The organism is Paenibacillus donghaensis (genome assembly GCF_002192415.1).
Classification (GTDB): domain Bacteria; phylum Bacillota; class Bacilli; order Paenibacillales; family Paenibacillaceae; genus Paenibacillus_AQ; species Paenibacillus_AQ donghaensis.
The window spans coordinates 4337136-4354356 of sequence record NZ_CP021780.1 but is presented as its reverse complement, the minus strand read 5'-3'; the positions used below and the strand labels follow the sequence as shown (position 1 = coordinate 4354356).

The window sequence follows — 17221 nt, the reverse complement described above, 5'->3', positions numbered from 1 at the left end:
TAATGGAGACCACAACAATTATGCAGACAGCCATATCTGGACTGATCGAAGGCCATCATCTGACACGCTCCGAGGCGCGGGAGATTATGGGAACAATTATGGAAGGGGCCGCTACACCGGCGCAAATCGGTTCACTGTTGACCGCCTTGCGGATCAAAGGAGAAACGGTGGATGAGATTACCGGCTTCGCGGAGGCGATGCGGGGTTTCGGCACCCATGTGACGACGGAAACGGCACGTCTGCTGGACACCTGCGGTACAGGAGGCTCAGGCATTCATAAGTTCAATATCTCGACGGCTTCGGCTATTATTTCTTCGGCTGCATCCGTACGCGTAGCCAAACACGGCAACCGCTCGGCTTCCGGCCGCGCCGGAAGTGCCGATGTGCTGGAAGCACTGGGAGTCAACATTCATCTGAATGCGGAGCAGGCACGCAAATGTCTGGACAGCATCGGAATCTGCTTCCTGTTCGCACAGATCTATCATCCGTCGATGAAGCATGCCGCAGCTCCCCGCAAGGAGCTTGGAGTGCGTACCGTGTTCAATATGCTTGGGCCGCTGACTAATCCGGCCGGTGCAGACCGGCAACTGCTGGGGATCTATGACCGCAGCAAAACCGAAATTGTCGCCAAGGTCCTGAAGGAGCTTGGCTCCAAACGGGCGATGGTAGTCAGCAGCTTCGACGGTCTGGACGAGATCAGCATTTCCGCACCAACGCTGGTTTCGGAGCTTAAAGACGGAGAAGTAACGACTTATGAGATCAATCCTTACGATCTGGGACTGAGCATGCATTCCCTGGCGTCTGTCATGGGCGGAGGCGCAGCAGAGAATGCAGCGATTATTACTACCGTACTGGAGGGCGCCATTAACCCTTACCGGGATATTGTTCTGGCCAATGCCGGAGCCTGCATTTATGTTGCCGGGCTGGCGGAAACACTGGGTGCAGGAGTAGAATTGGCCCGCACTACAGTTGATTCCGGCCAGGCGCTGGACAAATTGAAGCAGCTAAAAGCCGTAACGGAGGAGCTTAATTATGTATCTTGATCAGATTGTAGCCACCAAACATAAAGAGGTCGAGGCGCTGAGCCAGACCTTCTCATTGACACAGGCAGAGCGTGAAATTGCAAGTCTGCCGGTCACCCGTGATTTCCGTAATGCGCTGGTCAAGGGGCGCAACCGCTCCATGGGTCTGATTGCCGAGGTGAAGAAGGCTTCTCCCTCCAAGGGGCTGATCCGAGCCGATTTCGACCCGGTCTCCATAGCTCAAGCTTACGAGCGGGGCGGGGCTGACTGTCTGTCCGTGCTAACGGACAAAGATTATTTCCAAGGCAGCGGGTCCTATCTGCAGCAGGTAAGAGCAGCCGTGGAGCTTCCGCTGCTGCGCAAGGATTTCATCATCGACGAAAGACAGATTTATGAAGCTCGGCTGCTTGGTGCCGATGCGGTGCTGCTGATCGCGGCGATTCTCACCCCGGAGGAGTTGGTATCCTTTGCGTATACTGCGGCCAGTCTGGGTCTGGATATTCTGGTGGAGGTTCATGACATCAGTGAGCTGACAACCGTGCTGGATGCCGGGCTTGCTGCCCATCCGGGAGTGCTGCTGGGGATTAACAACCGCAACTTGCGCACGTTCGAGACACGCCTTACGACAACGGCAGAGCTGGCAGCACTGATCCCAACTGCAGTTCCTGTGGTCAGCGAGAGCGGAATTACAGGACCAACAGATATCGATTATCTGCGAACAACCGGCGCTGCAGCCGTGCTGGTGGGCGAGTATCTGATGCGGAAGGCCGATGTGGAGCAGGCGGTTCATGAACTGCTTGGCCCACTTCCTGCAAATGGGAGAAGTGCTTCTGATGTCTGAGGTGAAGCTAAAAATCTGTGGACTTCAGGACGTTGAAGTGCTAAAATCTATGATACACTTACCGCTGGATTATATCGGACTCGTGTTCGCCAAGAGCCGCCGCCAAGTGACCGCAGAGCGGGCAGCCGAGCTGGTAGCACAGCTGCCCGGCTGGCAGGCGGGCAGACCGCCGCAGGCTGCCGGTGTGTTCGTCAACCCGCAGCTGCCATGGCTGAAGGAGCTGCTTGCCGTTGTTCCGCTTGACGTTATTCAGCTGCACGGGGCAGAGAGCCCGGACTTCTGCCGGGAGATCAAGCAGGCCTTCCCGCAGGCTGAGGTCTGGAAAGCGCTGAGCGTGACAGAAGGCAGCGGGGATGATCCCGCTGAAGGCAGCCGCCAGCTGGCGAGGTATGCCGGCACTGTCGACGCGGTGCTGCTGGATACCTACGATGCGCAGCAGAGCGGCGGCTCGGGAAGAGCTTTTGCCTGGGACAAGATCCCGTATTTGCAGGAGACGGCAGCAAGCTATGGGCTGCCTTTATTTATAGCCGGAGGACTGAATCCTATCAATATCGGACAGCTGCTGGACCATTATGCTCCCTATGGTGTGGATGTATCCAGCGGAGTAGAAAGTGACGGCGTTAAAGATTTGCTCAAAATGACAGCTTTTGTGGAAAGGGTGAAGCAATCATGATACAGGTACCGGACCAGCATGGACGTTTCGGAGCTTTCGGAGGACGCTTCGTGCCTGAGACTTTAATGAACGCGTTGATTGAGCTGGAGGAGGCGTACCGCAAGCATTCGGCCGACCCTGCTTTCCAGGCGGAAATCGATTATCTACTGAAGCAATATTCTGGACGCGAAACCCCGCTGTATTATGCGGAGCGGCTGAGCAAGCATCTGGGCAAGGCGAAGATTTATCTGAAGCGCGAGGACTTGAACCACACGGGTGCGCACAAGATCAACAATGCGATCGGACAGGGAATATTGGCGAAAGCCATGGGCAAAAAGAAAGTGATCGCCGAAACGGGAGCCGGTCAGCATGGTGTGGCTACAGCGACAGTGGCGGCCCTGCTGGGCATGGAGTGCAAGGTGTTTATGGGCGAAGAGGACACGCGCCGCCAGGCGCTTAACGTCTTCCGCATGAAGCTGCTCGGAGCCGAGGTCATTCCGGTGACCTCAGGTTCACGTACCTTGAAGGATGCCGGCAATGAGGCCTTGCGCTACTGGGTCAGCCATGTGGACGATACGTTCTATGTGCTGGGTTCTGCTGTAGGCCCGCATCCTTATCCGATGATGGTCCGCAATTTCCAGCGAATCATTGGCGATGAGACCCGCCGCCAGATTCTGGAGGCTGAAGGCAGACTTCCGGATATGCTGGTGGCGGCTGTCGGTGGCGGCAGCAATGCGATCGGGATGTTCTATCCCTTCGTTGAGGATAAGGATGTGGCTATGATTGGGGTAGAAGCAGCCGGCAAAGGAACGGACACTCCGTTTCATGCGGCTACGATGAGCAAGGGCACCCACGGGGTATTCCAGGGCTCGATGAGCTATCTGCTGCAGGATGAGCATGGCCAGGTAATTGAGGCCCATTCCATCTCCGCTGGACTGGATTATCCGGGAGTTGGCCCTGAGCATTCCTATCTGAAGGATATCGAGCGGGCACAGTATGTGCCGGTGACGGATGCCGAGGCGCTGGAAGCACTGGAGCTATTGTGCGTGACTGAGGGGATTATTCCGGCGCTGGAATCAGCGCATGCGATTGCCCATGTCGCCAAGATTGGCGCATCGCTCAGCGAAGACGATATTGTGGTCATCTGCCTGTCCGGCCGCGGAGACAAAGACGTGGAGTCCATTATGGCTTACAAGCAAGGAGAGGGTAAACAATGACAACCGAAACCACCAACCGCATGGATCTGGTGTTCCGCAAGCTGAAGTCGGAGGGCAAGGCGGCATTGATTCCTTTTCTGACTGTAGGTGATCCCGATCTGGAGACAACGCTGGATATTATCAAGGAGATTGAAGCCGCAGGAGCCGATATGCTGGAGCTAGGCGTTCCCTACTCGGACCCGCTGGCTGACGGTCCCGTGATTCAGCGGGCGTCCTCGCGGGCGCTGCGCGGCAAGGTGCATCTCCGTACCTGTATGGAGACAGCGCTGAAGGCGCGCGAAGCCGGCAGCAACATGCCGTTTATCCTGTTCACTTATTACAACCCGGTGCTGCAGCTGGGACTAGATAAGTTTTTCTCGGAGCTGCTGGCCCATGAGATCAGCGGATTGATTATTCCCGACCTTCCGGTCGAGGAATCGGAGGAGATGCGCCGCCGCAGCAAGGAAGCCGGAGTGAACTTCATCCCGCTGGTAGCCCCTACCTCCAGTGAGCGGATTGCCCGCATTGTGTCGGGTGCCAGCGGCTTCGTCTACTGTGTATCTTCTTTGGGCGTTACTGGAGAAAGAGCCTCTTTTCATGCCGGAATTGACGAATTTATTGCTTCCGTACGCCGTGCCACCGATTTGCCGATTGCGGTCGGCTTCGGGATTTCGACTGCTGAGCAAGTGCAGCGATTCTCCCAGGTCTGTGACGGTGTAGTCGTGGGCAGCGCGATTGTCCGCACGATTGAAGAGGTGATCCCACTGCTGGAGAACTCGGCGACCCGGAATGAGGGACTGTTGCAAATCCGCGAATTTGTGGCACAATTAAGACCATAATCAATGGAAAGTGAGGATCATCCATGAATCCCAAACCTAATATAGTGGATTTGCCTGTCTACAAGCCGGGCAAGCCGATTGAAGAAGTGAAGAAAGAGCTGGGACTGAGCGAGGTGATCAAGCTTGCCTCCAACGAGAATCCATACGGGTCCTCCCCCAGCGCCAAAGCGGCTATCCTGGCCGAGCTTGACAACCTATTCCTGTATCCTGACGGCTCTGCCGCAGAACTGACAGCCGCACTTGCCGCTCACTTGAACGTGAAGCCGGATCAGATCATCTTCGGCTGCGGATCGGATGAGATCATTGCGCTGATCGCGCGTGCTTTTTTCCTGCCGGGTGATGAGACGATTATGGCTGACCAGACCTTCTCCGTATACAAAAGCAATGCCGATATCGAAGGCGCGGTTACGATTGAAGTCCCGCTTGCCGAGGGCACCCATGATCTGAAGGCGATGCTGGCCCGTGTAACGGATCGTACCAAGATAATCTGGATCTGCAATCCCAATAATCCTACCGGAACGATTGTCCCTGAAGATGCGCTGGTCACCTTCCTGGATTCCGTGCCTTCGCAGGTGATGGTCGTGCTGGATGAGGCCTATTGCGAATATGTAACTGATCTGTCCTACTCCGACGGCGTTAAGCTGCTGGAGCGTTATCCGAATCTGGTCATTCTGCGCACGTTCTCCAAAATCTACGGTCTCGCCGCCCTGCGCATTGGTTATGGTGTAGCCAGTCCGCAGATCATTACCCTGATTAATCAGGTTAGAGAGCCTTTTAACACAACCCGGATCTCACAGGCGGCCGCACTGGCTGCACTCCAGGATCAGGAGTATGTGCAGGAATGCCGCCGTCTGAACAGCGCGGGTATTGTCCAGCTGCAGGCGGAATTCAAGCGTCTGGGTCTGGAAGCTTTCCCGGCACACGGGAATTTCATTATGGTTGATGTGCGCAAATCCGCGTTTGAGGTGTTCGATTCTCTGCTGAAGCAAGGTATTATAGTACGCGCCGGGCACCGCCTGTACCCTACATATATTCGTGTTACTGTAGGCTCTACTGAGCAGAATAAGGCTTTTGTCGCTGCCCTGGAGCTGGCCCTGGCGGGTCAAGGCGTTCAGGCATAGCCTGCAGCAGATCAGACAAACTATAGAAGGCAGGTAGTTCGAAGAACATGACGACAAAAATAGCGATCTTTGGTGTTGGCCTGATCGGAGGCTCTTTGGCCCTGTGCTTCAAGGGCAAGGAAGGGTTAACCGTGGTTGGCCATGCCCACCGTCCTGAATCCGCAATGAAATATGTCAGCAGAGGCGTGGTCGACAGTGCTACGCTTTCTGTGGAGGAAGCGGCACTGGATGCCGATTATATCTTTTTGTGCGTGCCTGTCGGCATGCTGGAGGGTTATCTGCAGCAGCTCAGCCAGCTGCCGCTGAAGCCCGGCTGCATCATCACGGATGTTGGCAGCACCAAAGCCAGCATCGCTGCTTGTGCGGTTTCGCTTGAGCTGCCGGGCGTACATTTTATCGGCGGTCATCCGATGGCCGGCTCTGAGCGCTCAGGCGTGGAGGCCGCGTCCTCGCTGCTGTTCGAGAATGCGTATTACGTGCTGACCCCTCCGCCAGGAGTGCCGGAGGAAGCCTACCATGCGCTGGAGACTCTGCTTCTACATACCCGGGCGCAGATTGTGCGCCTGGACCCTGAGCGTCATGACGAGATTGTTGGGGCAATCAGCCATCTGCCGCATATTATCGCGGTGGCCTTGGTCAACCAAATCTCTGCTTATGATGATACCGATTCATTGTACAGCACGCTGGCTGCCGGGGGCTTCCGCGACATTACGCGGATTGCTTCCAGTGACCCGGTGATCTGGCGCGATATTCTGCTGGGTAACCGTTCCGTGATGCTGCGTCTGCTGAAGGATTGGAATGAAGAGGTAGCATCCTTCATCGACATGCTGGAGCAGGAGGATGGCAAGGGCATCCAGCAAGCATTCGGCGATGCGAATGACTTCCGCAGCCAGCTGCCGGAGCGGCGCAAGGGCATGATCATGCCGCTGTTCGACCTTCATATCGATGTGCCGGATCATCCGGGTATCATCGGGCGCATTACGACCCAGTTGGGCGATCAGGGCATCAACCTCAGCAACGTGCAGATCATCGAGAGTCGTGAGGATGTGCCTGGCATTATGCGGCTGTCCTTCCGTCAGGAGCATGATATGGAGCAGGCCAAGCTGCTGCTGCAGCATAATGATTACACGGTATATGTATAAAAGCAAAACAGGACCCGGGCGGCTGCCCGGGTCCTGTTTTGCTGCTGATCCGTACGCCTTGTGCTTCACCTTGCTCCGTAACGAACTAGGCTCCTGAGTCCGTAAGTTAGTCAAATCATGCGAAAACGGACAAATAGAGGCTCCTCGGTCCGTTAGCCGGGAACTCCGTTTATTGCCCCCAGTACGTAACCGCCCTCCTGGCAGTCGTCCTTCAACGTTAAGCACGAACTCCATTGGCATCACGACGCTCCACAAACCGAAAAAAGACAAAAAAAGACCGCTTACAAAGTAAGCGGCTACAGTTCACAATAAATTGGAACCGTACAGTGTTTGGATAGGAGTGGAGAGAAACCATACTGTACTTTTATTATATGTATACGTTTTCATTCTGTCAACTGTTTATTTAAATTAAATTCGGAGCAAGGGATGCTTTTTAATTTTTTGTGATCCGCTGCGAGGTTCTGTTAACGCATACCGCCTCTAACAGAGGACGATCAAGTTGTGTCTTCTTGTTGTTTTCCTGCTTTTTTCGACCTCATATTAACTCTCTTGGCGATTTTCTCTAGCAGGCCTGTCTATGAATGTCATCCTGTAAGAATCTGTGATACAATAGATTAGCTATGTTTATAGATTCGACTAACATTTGACATTTCTTTTTATTTTCCAAAGATTAGATTGCAATAATTATTGGGTATTTGAATATACATAGATGTATTTCGAAAAAAGCTACAAATTTGCAGTAACACCGCAACTTTTCAAGCCCTAACCGGTATTAAGAAGTACGGACCGGACGGGAGTAGACGTGCAAGGGCGAGGAGGGCCAATCTCACCATGACGGATTCCCAGTTGATCCAACTAATTAAGCAAGGCGATACAGAGTTATACTCGGAGTTAATGCGCAGGTACCAAAGAAAGATTCTGGCATTTGTTTATCACATGCTGAAGAACTCTCACATGGAGCTGATCGCTGAAGACCTATGCTCGGAAACCTTCTATAAGGCATTCCGCAGCCTTCATTCCTTCCGGGAAGTGGATGCTTCTTTCTCTACTTGGCTGTACACCATAGCTCGCAATACCGTGCTGAGCGAACTGCGCAAGAACCGTGCTGGCAATGTGTCGCTCGAAGAGAGCGGCTATACCCCGGTTGCTCCGCTGGATGTTGCCCCTGAACAGGCTGCGCTGCGCAAGGAACGGATGAATCTGGTCCGTGAGGCGATCAACAGCCTTCCCGAGAAGCAACGTTCGGCGCTGATTCTCCGCGAGTATGACCAGATGGATTATCAGGAAATTGCCGTAATTTTGGATCAGAGTGTAAGCTCCGTGAAATCGCTATTGTTCCGTGCCCGGAGCAGTGTGAAGCTTCAGCTCGAATCCTATTTCTATGAGCCTGAATTTGATGAGCAGGCTGAGAGGGTGTAAGGCCTATGAACTGCAGGGAAGCACAGGATAGTTTTCCGCTCTTGTGGGACGCTCCCCCCACACATCCCAGAAGGATATTGCTGGAAAGACATGCAGCGAACTGTCCATATTGCGCCGCCGAATGGGCGCTGTGGCAGGAGAGCACCCAGCTTATTCATGATATGAAGGTAGAGATTAGCGATGAGCGGGCTGAAGCCATCAACCTGAAGGTTATGGAACGAATCTACCTTGAAAGCCCATGGCTGATGCCGGGAGACGGAAAGTCTCCGGGGACTTCTGCCATCGTGCGCCGCCGGATAAGTATGTGGATTGCTTGTTTTCTTGCCGTATTTTTATCCAGCTTCTTATATTTTACAATGTTTAGACCATCAACCGAGCCTGTTGCAGTTCTAACCGGTATAGTTGAAACTGGCGTTGCCGGCACTTCGCTGGAATGGCAGTCTTCCTTCCCTGAGATGGCTTCCGAGGGCGGCATTATTGAACCCCTGGTTGTAAGCATGGGTCCGACCCATCCCCAGTATTGGATGATGTTATCCATGCTGGGCGTAGGCTTGTCCGTGTTCACCCTAACCCGGCTGAACCGTTACCGTAGACAATAATTGAGGATTGATATGGGAGTCCCTTCTGTGTATGACAGAGAGGACTTTTTTTGATTACCCGCTTAACCGCTAGAATCAGCACCCGGAATGGGGCAAAAGAAGACTTTTGCTTACATCCGTGGTACATTAAGAAGCAAATACTTGCGAGGAAGGATGATGAGGTGTGTTGATTGGCTTGATACGCCATGGTTTGACGGACTGGAATGCCGCCGGAAGAATACAGGGTCAGAGCGATATTCCGTTGAACAATGAAGGGCGCAAGCAGGCTGAGCTGTTGGGAGAGCGGCTGCTTCAGGAGCCTTACCACTGGGACTATTGCGTGACGAGCAGCTTGTCGCGTGCTGCGGAGACCGGGCAGATTATTGCGGCCAAGCTGGGTATTCCGCTGCTGGAGCCTGATCACCGGATTCGTGAACGCGCTTATGGACAGGTGGAGGGACTAACCGCCGCCGAACGTGAACTAAAGTGGGGCAAGGAATGGAATCAGCTGTCCCTGGGACAGGAGACTGATGAACAGCTGCAGGTGCGCGCGCTTGCTTTTATGGAGGATATTGCCGCGCAGCATCCGGATCGGAATGTGCTGGTCATCTCCCATGGGGGCTTTTTGGCACAGCTCTACATTGCTTTGTACAAGGACAAGTATTCCGAGCGGCTGGGTAATTTGTCGCTGACTATATTGGAGAAGCAGGAGCAAGACTGGAACCCGCTGCTCTACAACTGTACGAGTCATATCCTCCAGAATCAGCTGTAACCCGTGCTACGGGTTATTTTTTTTGCGCGTAAGGGAATAAAATAGGCTGTAAATCCCATAATGGTAGTAAAACGGCGAGGCGATGAAAGATGAACTTGGCGGATATGCTCACTTATGCGGATATTGGTCAGCTGACTGCCATAGCGGGTCGCTACCAGTGCGATTGCAAGCGAAACTCCAAACATGATCTGATTCAAAGCATTCTGATTAGGCTCGGCAGCAGGGATTTCATGGAAAGCCACATCCGCGACAATTCTCCGGCAGATTTGCGCTTCCTGAACACCTTGTTGTTTGATGAACGCAGTTACTTCAGTCTTGAAGATCTGCTGGCAGCAGCGAGGCAGGCCTCCTTCGATACTCCTGACGGCAAGTCTGGGGGAGTCCGAGAGATGGTCGCACGGTTCAAAAGCGCGGGCTGGCTCTTCAGCGGCAACACCCAGCAGACGAGGTATCTGTTCCAGGTCCCCAGTGATCTGAAGGAACGTTTCCGCCAAATGATGGGCGAACATATTAAGGGCCGGGTAACGGTAAGCGGAGAACCTGCAGTTTACCGCAGTGAAGGGGATCTGTTGGCAGGGGATCTGCTGCTGCTGCTGCGTTATATCAAGGACAATGAGCCGGAGCTTAATCAAGAAGGCGCATTGTACAAACGTTATCAGCAGGCGCTGATGAATGCTGTGCATATCCCGGAGGAACTGCTGGGTAAAGGCGGCTGGAGATTCGGATACGGGAGGGCCGGAGAGCATTACCCGCCACGTCTGTCCCTGCTGTTCGATTATGCCCGCCACCGGCGCTGGCTCACAGAAGAAAGCTTCCGGCTGCGTCTGTCTGCGGCAGGAGAAGGGCTGCTTAATGCGGGTAAAACAGAAACGATGGTACAGTTGTTCTTATTTTGGTTAAGACTGTATAAAGGTGCTATTCCCAATCTGCCATCGCTTGTCTATTGGATAAGCCTCAGTGCAGGCGATTGGGTGAGCGTATCCTCCATTGTGGAGGGAATCAGCTGGCTGATTAAACCTTTTTATTACGATGATGCAGCTGCAATTCTGGAAGGTCGTATTCTGCGGATGATGCTGCACCTGGGAATGATCCGCTGGGGTGAAAGCCCGGAAGGGCCGGTCATCCAAATGACACCTTGGGGAATGGGTGCAGCTGTGCCGAAGCAGCTTCAGCAGTAAGGGAGGGGAAGCATGCAGATCGCTTATGGGGATTACATACCGCAGATTGCCGATGGCGTCTACGTGGCGCAAGGAGCGAAGCTGGTGGGTGATGTCAGAATGGGCCGGCACTCGAGTATCTGGTTTAATGCCGTACTCCGGGGAGACCTGGCACCTGTAATCATTGGGGAACGCTGCAATATTCAGGATGTCGCAGTGGGCCATGTGGCAGAAGGACTGCCGCTTGTGCTGGAGGATGATATTACCATCGGCCATTCCGCCATTATCCATGGCTGCAGGATAGGCAAAGGCACATTAGTTGGAATGGGGGCCATTGTTCTGAACGGTGCAGAGATTGGTGAATATGCTTTAATAGGAGCCGGAGCGCTTATAACCGAGAACGCCATCATCCCCCCGTATACACTTTCTCTGGGTTCACCGGCTAAAGTGGTCCGGGAATTGACCGACAAGGACCTGTTGCGGATGGCACGTACTACTGAAAGTTATGTTATCAAGGCCCAAGAGTTCGGAATCTCTTAAACAGTAATCAGCGGAGGTGTATCGAATGGACAAAATGAAAGCTACCTATGAAGTGATGCTAGGACTTGCGGCAGAAATGGTGTGGGATGAGGCGCTACGGAAGCGCCGCACTGACATCTTGTACCGGGAGATCGACACGGCGCTGGCTGCCGGAGATGAGTCGGCTTTCCGGAAATATACAGAAGAACTGAAGAGTTTAGCCTAAAGAATGCGGTTTGTAGTGGTTGAACAAGGCAGGAGGACCTATAGGGGCTTCCTGTTTTCTTTGCGTGTGGGGACCCGCGAGCTGTAAGGCTTACGGGGGAGCTTCTTTGCGTTATAATTGGAGTTATCATAACTGCAAGCTAGTAAAAAGGGGGAGGTCTCAAATGAAATTTAGTGATTTTGACAGGCAGAGCTGGGAAGAGAATGGCAGGTATTACGATACCTGTCTTATTCCGGTAACCGGACTTAGTGGAGCAGAAGATCCTGTAGACACCATTGAAGCGCTGGAGCGACTGCGAGATTTCCTGGATCGAATTGAACGGCCATACAGAGGACGAATCGTTGTGTATCCGGCAGTGCAATACCGAGCAGGGACCGCGGGAAGCGAATATATTAATGATATTTGCCGGAAAGTCAAATCCAGTTACTTCCAGTACGCTGTGATGGCCAGTGCGGATATTCCCCTCTCTACAACAGATATTTATGAAAGCGATTTAGTCCTTAGCCTGACTGCATTTGATCATGTTACAAAAAGTGAATTGAATCTGGAAATCGGCCGCCGGATCCAAGAGATGTGGCAGAGCTGAAACGGTGGTGAATGTGACGAAAAAGCAACAATTTATTGATTGTCGCTCATTTTAGTCTGTCACAATTTAGACAATATTCTTGACGGTTTTGTGACAGCTAAGCTATGATTAGATTAATTGAAGTGTCGTGTGGGTTGACTCACACTTGGATGTTATGGAAATGCCGCTTCATCTCTGACTGGTCATTATTAAGATTGTTTCCTTTATCTTGTATCTGATCTTGTATCTTGATTGAGGGGGTTATTTGCAGTATGAGCAGCCAAAATGAGCCACATGAGCTTGGGTCTGAAGCCCAGCCGCCCAGCCGTAATGAGATGTCGCGCCGCCAATTCCTAACGTACACACTCGGGGGAGCTTCAGCCTTCATGGGTATGGGTGCTCTTCTACCGATGATCCATTTCGCCGTGGACCCGATTCTACATAAAAAAGGCGCCGGTGAATTTATCAAGGTAGCGGAGGCCGGCCAAATTACCGAAGAGCCGCAGGAGTTTACCTTTGAGCTGCACCAGCAAGACGGATGGTATGCCAGTACAGCAACGCTGACCGCATGGATCCGCAAAGAGGCGAATGGAGATATTTATGCGCTTTCACCGATCTGCAAACACCTCGGATGCACCGTTGGCTGGAATAATAATAAGGCTTATCCTGATGAATACCATTGTCCCTGCCACGGAGCCAGGTATACCAAGCTGGGCAAGAATCTGATTGTGTCGCCGAAGCCGCTTGACCAGTACAAAACGAAAATTGAAAATGGCTGGGTACTGCTGGGCGATATTATTCCCAACACAGTAGCCAGGAAGGAGGCGTAGATTCCGATGTTTAAGAATGTCTACAACTGGATTGATGAACGTCTGGACATTACGCCGATCTGGAGAGATGTTGCCGACCATGAGGTCCCGGAGCATGTCAACCCTGCCCATCACTTCTCAGCTTTTGTGTATTGCTTTGGCGGCCTCACCTTCTTCATCACCGTTATTCAGATTCTGTCGGGCATGTTCCTGACCATGTATTATGTGCCGGATATTATCAATGCGTATGCCAGCGTGGAATATCTGCAGACCAAGGTAGCCTCCGGCAAAATAGTGCGCGGTATGCATCACTGGGGCGCCAGCCTGGTCATTGTGATGATGTTCCTGCATACGATGCGGGTGTTCTTCACCGGCTCCTACAAGGCGCCGCGCGAGATGAACTGGGTAGTGGGTATGCTGATCTTTTTCGTTATGCTGGGTCTTGGCCTGACCGGATATCTGCTGCCGTGGGACAACAAGGCCTATTTCGCCACCAAGGTTACGCTGGAAATTGCCAACTCCGTGCCGGTGATGGGACCGGTGCTGAAGGAGCTGATGCAGGGCGGCGGTATCGTGGGTGCGCAGACGTTGACCCGGTTTTTTGCGCTGCATGTGTTTTTCCTGCCTGCGGTGCTGCTGATTCTGCTGGTTGGACACTTTGTGATGATCCGCAAGCAGGGAATATCGGGGCCGCTCTAAACAGGGCTCAGGCGAAGGAGGAGGAAATCGGATGGCGCATGGAAAGGGAGATAACTCCAAGGAAAAAATCGTCTATGTCGGGGACTCCAGGGTCCGCCGGGGCAGCGGCTTTATCTCACCGCCCGATTATTCGGCGTATCCCGGCAAATCGGAGGCTTTTATCCCCAACTTTCTATTAAAAGAGTGGATGGTCGGTGTAGTTGTGCTGGTTGGAATCCTGGTGCTGACGATTTCCGAAGCGGCTCCGCTCGGATTCCCGGCTAATCCCAGTGCCACGGTCATTCCTATTCCGGACTGGTATTTTCTGTTTCTCTACCAATACCTGAAGCTCCCGTATGCTTCTGGTGATTATATCGTGCTCGGCACACTTGGCGTAACCGGTGTCGCTTTCGGAGCGCTGCTGCTTGCCCCCTTCCTCGATACGGGCAAAGAACGCCGCTTCTACCGCAGGCCCATTGCCTCCTCGCTGATGTTCCTGTCACTGGCGGCCATTGTGTATCTGACCAACACTGCCTGGACGGAATACAAGCATGAAATGGCCGAGACCAACCAGATTCCGGAGGATGTGCAGCGTGAGGAGCAGGCGGCGGAGAAACGTGCCAAGGGTTTGCCCACTACCAGTGCTATACAGACCAAAGAAATTGCCATTGTTGATAAGGATGATCCGGCGATGGCACTGTTCAAGCAGGCGACCTGCATCGCCTGCCATGCTGCCGATATGAAAGGAGCCGGAGGTGCTCCTTCGCTGCGCGGTGTGGGTGATACCCATGACAAGGCGGCCATTCTTACTATAATTAAAGAGGGGCAGGGACAGATGCCCCCTATGCAGGAGACGGCCCTGGGCGCGGGTCTCACAGAGCAGGACATCGACAGTCTTGCAGGCTGGCTTGCCAAACAAAAAAGTCAACAGTAAAATGATGTTAACGCAAACCTGATCGTGCCTGCGGTCAGGTTTTTGCCTGTGCGCAGGACAAGCCTGCAAATTCGGGAGGTCAAAATTAAGAAATGGCAGTTCATTGGTTTGAGAAACTGTTTAAAAACCGGGGAATCATTTGGCTGTTGTTTATCGTCAATCTCCTCGGCACCATCTATGGCTATATATGGTACGGCGATCAGATGGAGGCAACGGCGGCCAGCTCTCCGCTCTGGCTGCTGCCTTTTGTTCCGGATAGTCCAACGGCAAGCCTGTTCTTTACTCTGGCGCTGCTGCTGCTGCTCTATCCGCCGAAGAGTATTGCAGGAACGGTGATCCGTGAGCTGGTCGAAGCGCTGGCTGTGCTCACCTCTGTCAAATACGGGATCTGGGCGGTGGGTATTATTTTTGCCGGCGCTGCCCAGGGAGATGTGCTGAACTGGAAGGATTGGATGCTGGTCGTCTCCCATACGGGGATGGCGGTCGAGGCGTTGCTGTACGCACGTTTCTTCGCTTACCGCAGAATGCTGCCGCTGGCCCTGTTCTGGACCTTAGCCAATGATTTTATCGATTACTCCTTCGGCGTCTATCCTTGGCTGCCCGGTGTGCTGGATGACGACGTGGTACAGGTGCAATATTTGACTCTTCTACTTACAGCCTTCAGCACCGGGCTGGCCTGGGTGTTCAGCGGCAGATACAAGCCGGTTCATTCGCGGCTGCCTTACCGGAGCAGCAGGCCTTAGGCAGGTTCTATCCCTTGTCCCCCCGCCATAGATTTAAGGTAGGAGGGGATGTCTCATGCCGGGCAGGAGAACTTATTGGTGGATGGGGCTGCTGCTTCTCTGGCTGCTGGCCGGTACGGGCCATGCTGCGGCCTCTGTTTCGCAAGATGCAGAAGCCGCAGCTTCCGGAAGTGAACCGGCGGTGATCGGAGGCAGCAGCGGGGCTCAGCGCTTGGAGCAGGCGGCTGAAGCACTGTATGATTATGTGCTGGCAGGCGACCTGGCCAAGATCAGGCAGGAGAGCGACAAGATCTCACAGATTGTCGTCTCTTCCTCGTTCGAGGGAATGACGTCTGTGGAGGGCATTCATGCGTTGTCAGCCGTAATTATGGATCTGAAGGCTGAGGTGGCCAGCGTCCAGTTCTCCAAGGAGCGCTCGGAGGCGGCTGCAGCTAAGCTGCGGCTGGCGGCCAACAGCCTGAATCATCCGGGGCAGCCGATGTGGCAGCAATATTACAAGCTGGTGCGTGAGGATCTGGGCAAGATGGAGCAGAGCGCGGCAGCGGGTGATCAGGAGGGCTGGAAGGCGGCGCTGGAACGGCTGCAGAGCCGATATGACAATATCCGGCCTGCAGTGATTATTTCGAGCAAACCCGAGGTGGTAAGCGCCTTCGATACCTGGCTCTCCTATGCTGCCGGAGTTCCGGCTGCCGCCCATAAGCCGGACCGGACCCGGCTGCTGGAGATTGTCTCGTACGGCCAGGAGGCGGCGAGGGTCATGTTCGGCAAGGAAAAGGATGAGCCGGCCCTGTCGCTGCCGCTCTCTCCGCAGTCCTATGGAATCTGGGGGCTGCTGGCGGCAGGCTTCATTATAAGCGCGCTGGTGTACACGGGCTTCCGCAAATACCGTGGTGAGAACTCAGAATGGAAGACGGTATAGACAGGCGGCATAACCGCTGCTTCGCTAGGGGCGAATGCAGAAAAGGGTGCAGGCTGATGATCAGTCGCACTCTTTTTGCGTTATCGGGAGTTATGTAGTTTACTAATGCGAAAGGCAGCCCTCAGGTCTGCCGGAAGCCTTCACCATGCACGTCATGTACGTCACTGATAATGACGAAGGCCTGGGGATCGATCGATTTGACCAGCAGGCTGAGCCGGCGGATCTCCGAACGGGATACGACACAATAGACCATATGCTTGGCTTGTTTGGAATAAGCGCCGATGGCTGGGATAAGCGTCACGCCCCGGTCCATCTCGGCCGTGATCAGGTCGGCAATCTGCGGAGAGGCGTCGCTGATAATCGTAAAGGCTTTGGCGGCATAAGCCCCCTCCTGGATAAAGTCGATTACCCGTGAGGCAATAAATACGGCAACGAGTGTATACAATATTTTCTCCCTGGGGATATAAAACAGCGATGCACCGATAATAATGACGTCGACAGCCAGAATAATCTGGCCCATGCTCCAGCCAAATTTCCGGCCCAGGATGCGGGCGACAATATCGACCCCTCCGGTGGTTCCCCCGAAGCGGAAGACGATACCCAACCCCAGTCCCAGCGTGACTCCGGCATAAAGAGCAGCCAGGATGAAATCATGCTCCGTGGTAAAAGGCACGATCCAGCCGGCAGCGATCATCCGCTCGAACAGCCAGAGAAAAAAGGTCAGACTGCCGATCCCTATGCCAGTATAAGCAATCTGCCCAGCGCCAAGCACCTTCCAGCCCAGCCAGAAGAGCGGCAGATTCAGCAGCAGGGTGGTCAGGAAGACAGGAATGTTAAGCGCATAATTAAGCAGCAGCGTAATCCCGGTTACTCCGCCTTCCATTAGTTGGTTGGGAATAATGAAATACAGCAACCCAAACGCGTATACTGCGGTGCCGAGCATAATGGGGGCAGCGCTTTTGCCAATGGATATCATTTTGGATGAATTCATAGAAATCCCTCAAATTCAAAAAAGATTTGTCTTCAAAACGTCTTTACGATAACATAGGGGCAAACAGAAGGCAAGAACTTGCAGGGGGCGAACAAACA

The 17221-nt window shown here is 53.5% G+C and carries 20 protein-coding genes; 19 read left to right on the top strand and 1 reads right to left on the bottom strand.

The genetic code is table 11. From position 1 onward, the window contains the following. The first annotated feature begins 2 nt into the window (after window positions 1–2). The 19 genes from trpD to B9T62_RS19965 all read left to right on the top strand — a co-directional run bounded on the left by trpD (window position 3) and on the right by B9T62_RS19965 (window position 16132). Complete coding sequence (gene trpD / locus B9T62_RS20055; RefSeq protein ID WP_087916916.1) at window positions 3–1043, top strand: anthranilate phosphoribosyltransferase; 1041 nt, start codon at window positions 3–5, stop codon at window positions 1041–1043. Next, entirely contained in the window at window positions 1033–1863 is an 831-nt protein-coding gene (gene trpC / locus B9T62_RS20050) for an indole-3-glycerol phosphate synthase TrpC (RefSeq protein ID WP_087916915.1), read from the top strand. The genes trpD and trpC overlap by 11 nt, the downstream gene beginning before the upstream one ends. Beyond that, window positions 1856–2536, top strand: a complete 681-nt coding sequence (locus B9T62_RS20045; RefSeq protein ID WP_087916914.1) for a phosphoribosylanthranilate isomerase — start codon at window positions 1856–1858, stop codon at window positions 2534–2536. The genes trpC and B9T62_RS20045 overlap by 8 nt, the downstream gene beginning before the upstream one ends. Further along, window positions 2533–3732 (top strand): tryptophan synthase subunit beta, encoded by a 1200-nt coding sequence (gene trpB, locus B9T62_RS20040; protein ID WP_087916913.1) that lies wholly within the window; start codon window positions 2533–2535, stop codon window positions 3730–3732. The genes B9T62_RS20045 and trpB overlap by 4 nt, the downstream gene beginning before the upstream one ends. After that, on the top strand, window positions 3729–4550 hold the full coding sequence (gene trpA / locus B9T62_RS20035) for a tryptophan synthase subunit alpha (protein ID WP_087916912.1): 822 nt from the start codon (window positions 3729–3731) through the stop codon (window positions 4548–4550). Before trpB ends, trpA begins: the two co-directional genes overlap by 4 nt. A 23-nt stretch (window positions 4551–4573) precedes the next feature. After that, window positions 4574–5671: a histidinol-phosphate transaminase gene (hisC, locus tag B9T62_RS20030; protein ID WP_087916911.1), complete on the top strand. Its 1098-nt coding sequence runs from the start codon at window positions 4574–4576 to the stop codon at window positions 5669–5671. 47 nt (window positions 5672–5718) lie between these two features. Further along, window positions 5719–6813, top strand: coding sequence for a prephenate dehydrogenase (locus B9T62_RS20025; protein ID WP_087916910.1), 1095 nt, complete (start codon window positions 5719–5721; stop codon window positions 6811–6813). An 831-nt stretch (window positions 6814–7644) separates the two neighbouring features. Further along, the gene (locus B9T62_RS20020) at window positions 7645–8232 is read left to right on the top strand and encodes an RNA polymerase sigma factor (protein WP_087916909.1); all 588 of its coding nucleotides are present in this window, start codon (window positions 7645–7647) and stop codon (window positions 8230–8232) included. 77 nt (window positions 8233–8309) lie between these two features. After that, a complete protein-coding gene (locus B9T62_RS20015; RefSeq protein WP_087916908.1) occupies window positions 8310–8831 on the top strand; it encodes a hypothetical protein in 522 nt (173 codons plus the stop codon). Window positions 8832–8994: 163 nt separating this feature from the next. Continuing rightward, on the top strand, window positions 8995–9582 hold the full coding sequence (locus tag B9T62_RS20010; protein ID WP_087916907.1) for a histidine phosphatase family protein: 588 nt from the start codon (window positions 8995–8997) through the stop codon (window positions 9580–9582). A gap of 89 nt (window positions 9583–9671) precedes the next feature. Continuing rightward, entirely contained in the window at window positions 9672–10760 is a 1089-nt protein-coding gene (locus B9T62_RS20005) for a hypothetical protein (RefSeq protein WP_087916906.1), read from the top strand. 12 nt (window positions 10761–10772) lie between these two features. Beyond that, window positions 10773–11279 carry a gamma carbonic anhydrase family protein gene (locus B9T62_RS20000; RefSeq protein ID WP_087916905.1) on the top strand — a complete coding sequence of 169 codons (507 nt, stop codon included), beginning with the start codon at window positions 10773–10775 and terminating at the stop codon, window positions 11277–11279. A gap of 25 nt (window positions 11280–11304) precedes the next feature. Continuing rightward, entirely contained in the window at window positions 11305–11484 is a 180-nt protein-coding gene (locus tag B9T62_RS19995; RefSeq protein ID WP_087916904.1) for an IDEAL domain-containing protein, read from the top strand. 163 nt (window positions 11485–11647) lie between these two features. Further along, the gene (locus B9T62_RS19990; RefSeq protein WP_087916903.1) at window positions 11648–12070 is read left to right on the top strand and encodes a DUF2487 family protein; all 423 of its coding nucleotides are present in this window, start codon (window positions 11648–11650) and stop codon (window positions 12068–12070) included. 251 nt (window positions 12071–12321) lie between these two features. Beyond that, on the top strand, window positions 12322–12879 hold the full coding sequence (locus B9T62_RS19985; protein ID WP_087916902.1) for a QcrA and Rieske domain-containing protein: 558 nt from the start codon (window positions 12322–12324) through the stop codon (window positions 12877–12879). Window positions 12880–12885: 6 nt separating this feature from the next. After that, window positions 12886–13557, top strand: a complete 672-nt coding sequence (gene qcrB / locus B9T62_RS19980; RefSeq protein ID WP_087916901.1) for a menaquinol-cytochrome c reductase cytochrome b subunit — start codon at window positions 12886–12888, stop codon at window positions 13555–13557. Between the two features lie 31 nt (window positions 13558–13588). Then, complete coding sequence (locus B9T62_RS19975) at window positions 13589–14470, top strand: menaquinol-cytochrome c reductase cytochrome b/c subunit (protein ID WP_087916900.1); 882 nt, start codon at window positions 13589–13591, stop codon at window positions 14468–14470. 92 nt (window positions 14471–14562) lie between these two features. Next, a complete protein-coding gene (locus tag B9T62_RS19970) occupies window positions 14563–15213 on the top strand; it encodes a DUF1405 domain-containing protein (protein WP_087916899.1) in 651 nt (216 codons plus the stop codon). A 55-nt stretch (window positions 15214–15268) separates the two neighbouring features. Beyond that, window positions 15269–16132, top strand: coding sequence for a sporulation protein YpjB (locus B9T62_RS19965; RefSeq protein WP_087916898.1), 864 nt, complete (start codon window positions 15269–15271; stop codon window positions 16130–16132). A gap of 121 nt (window positions 16133–16253) precedes the next feature. Here B9T62_RS19965 and B9T62_RS19960 read toward each other — a convergent pair whose 3' ends face one another. Continuing rightward, window positions 16254–17123, bottom strand: coding sequence for a YitT family protein (locus B9T62_RS19960; RefSeq protein ID WP_087916897.1), 870 nt, complete (start codon window positions 17121–17123; stop codon window positions 16254–16256). Between the last annotated feature and the right edge of the window lie 98 nt (window positions 17124–17221).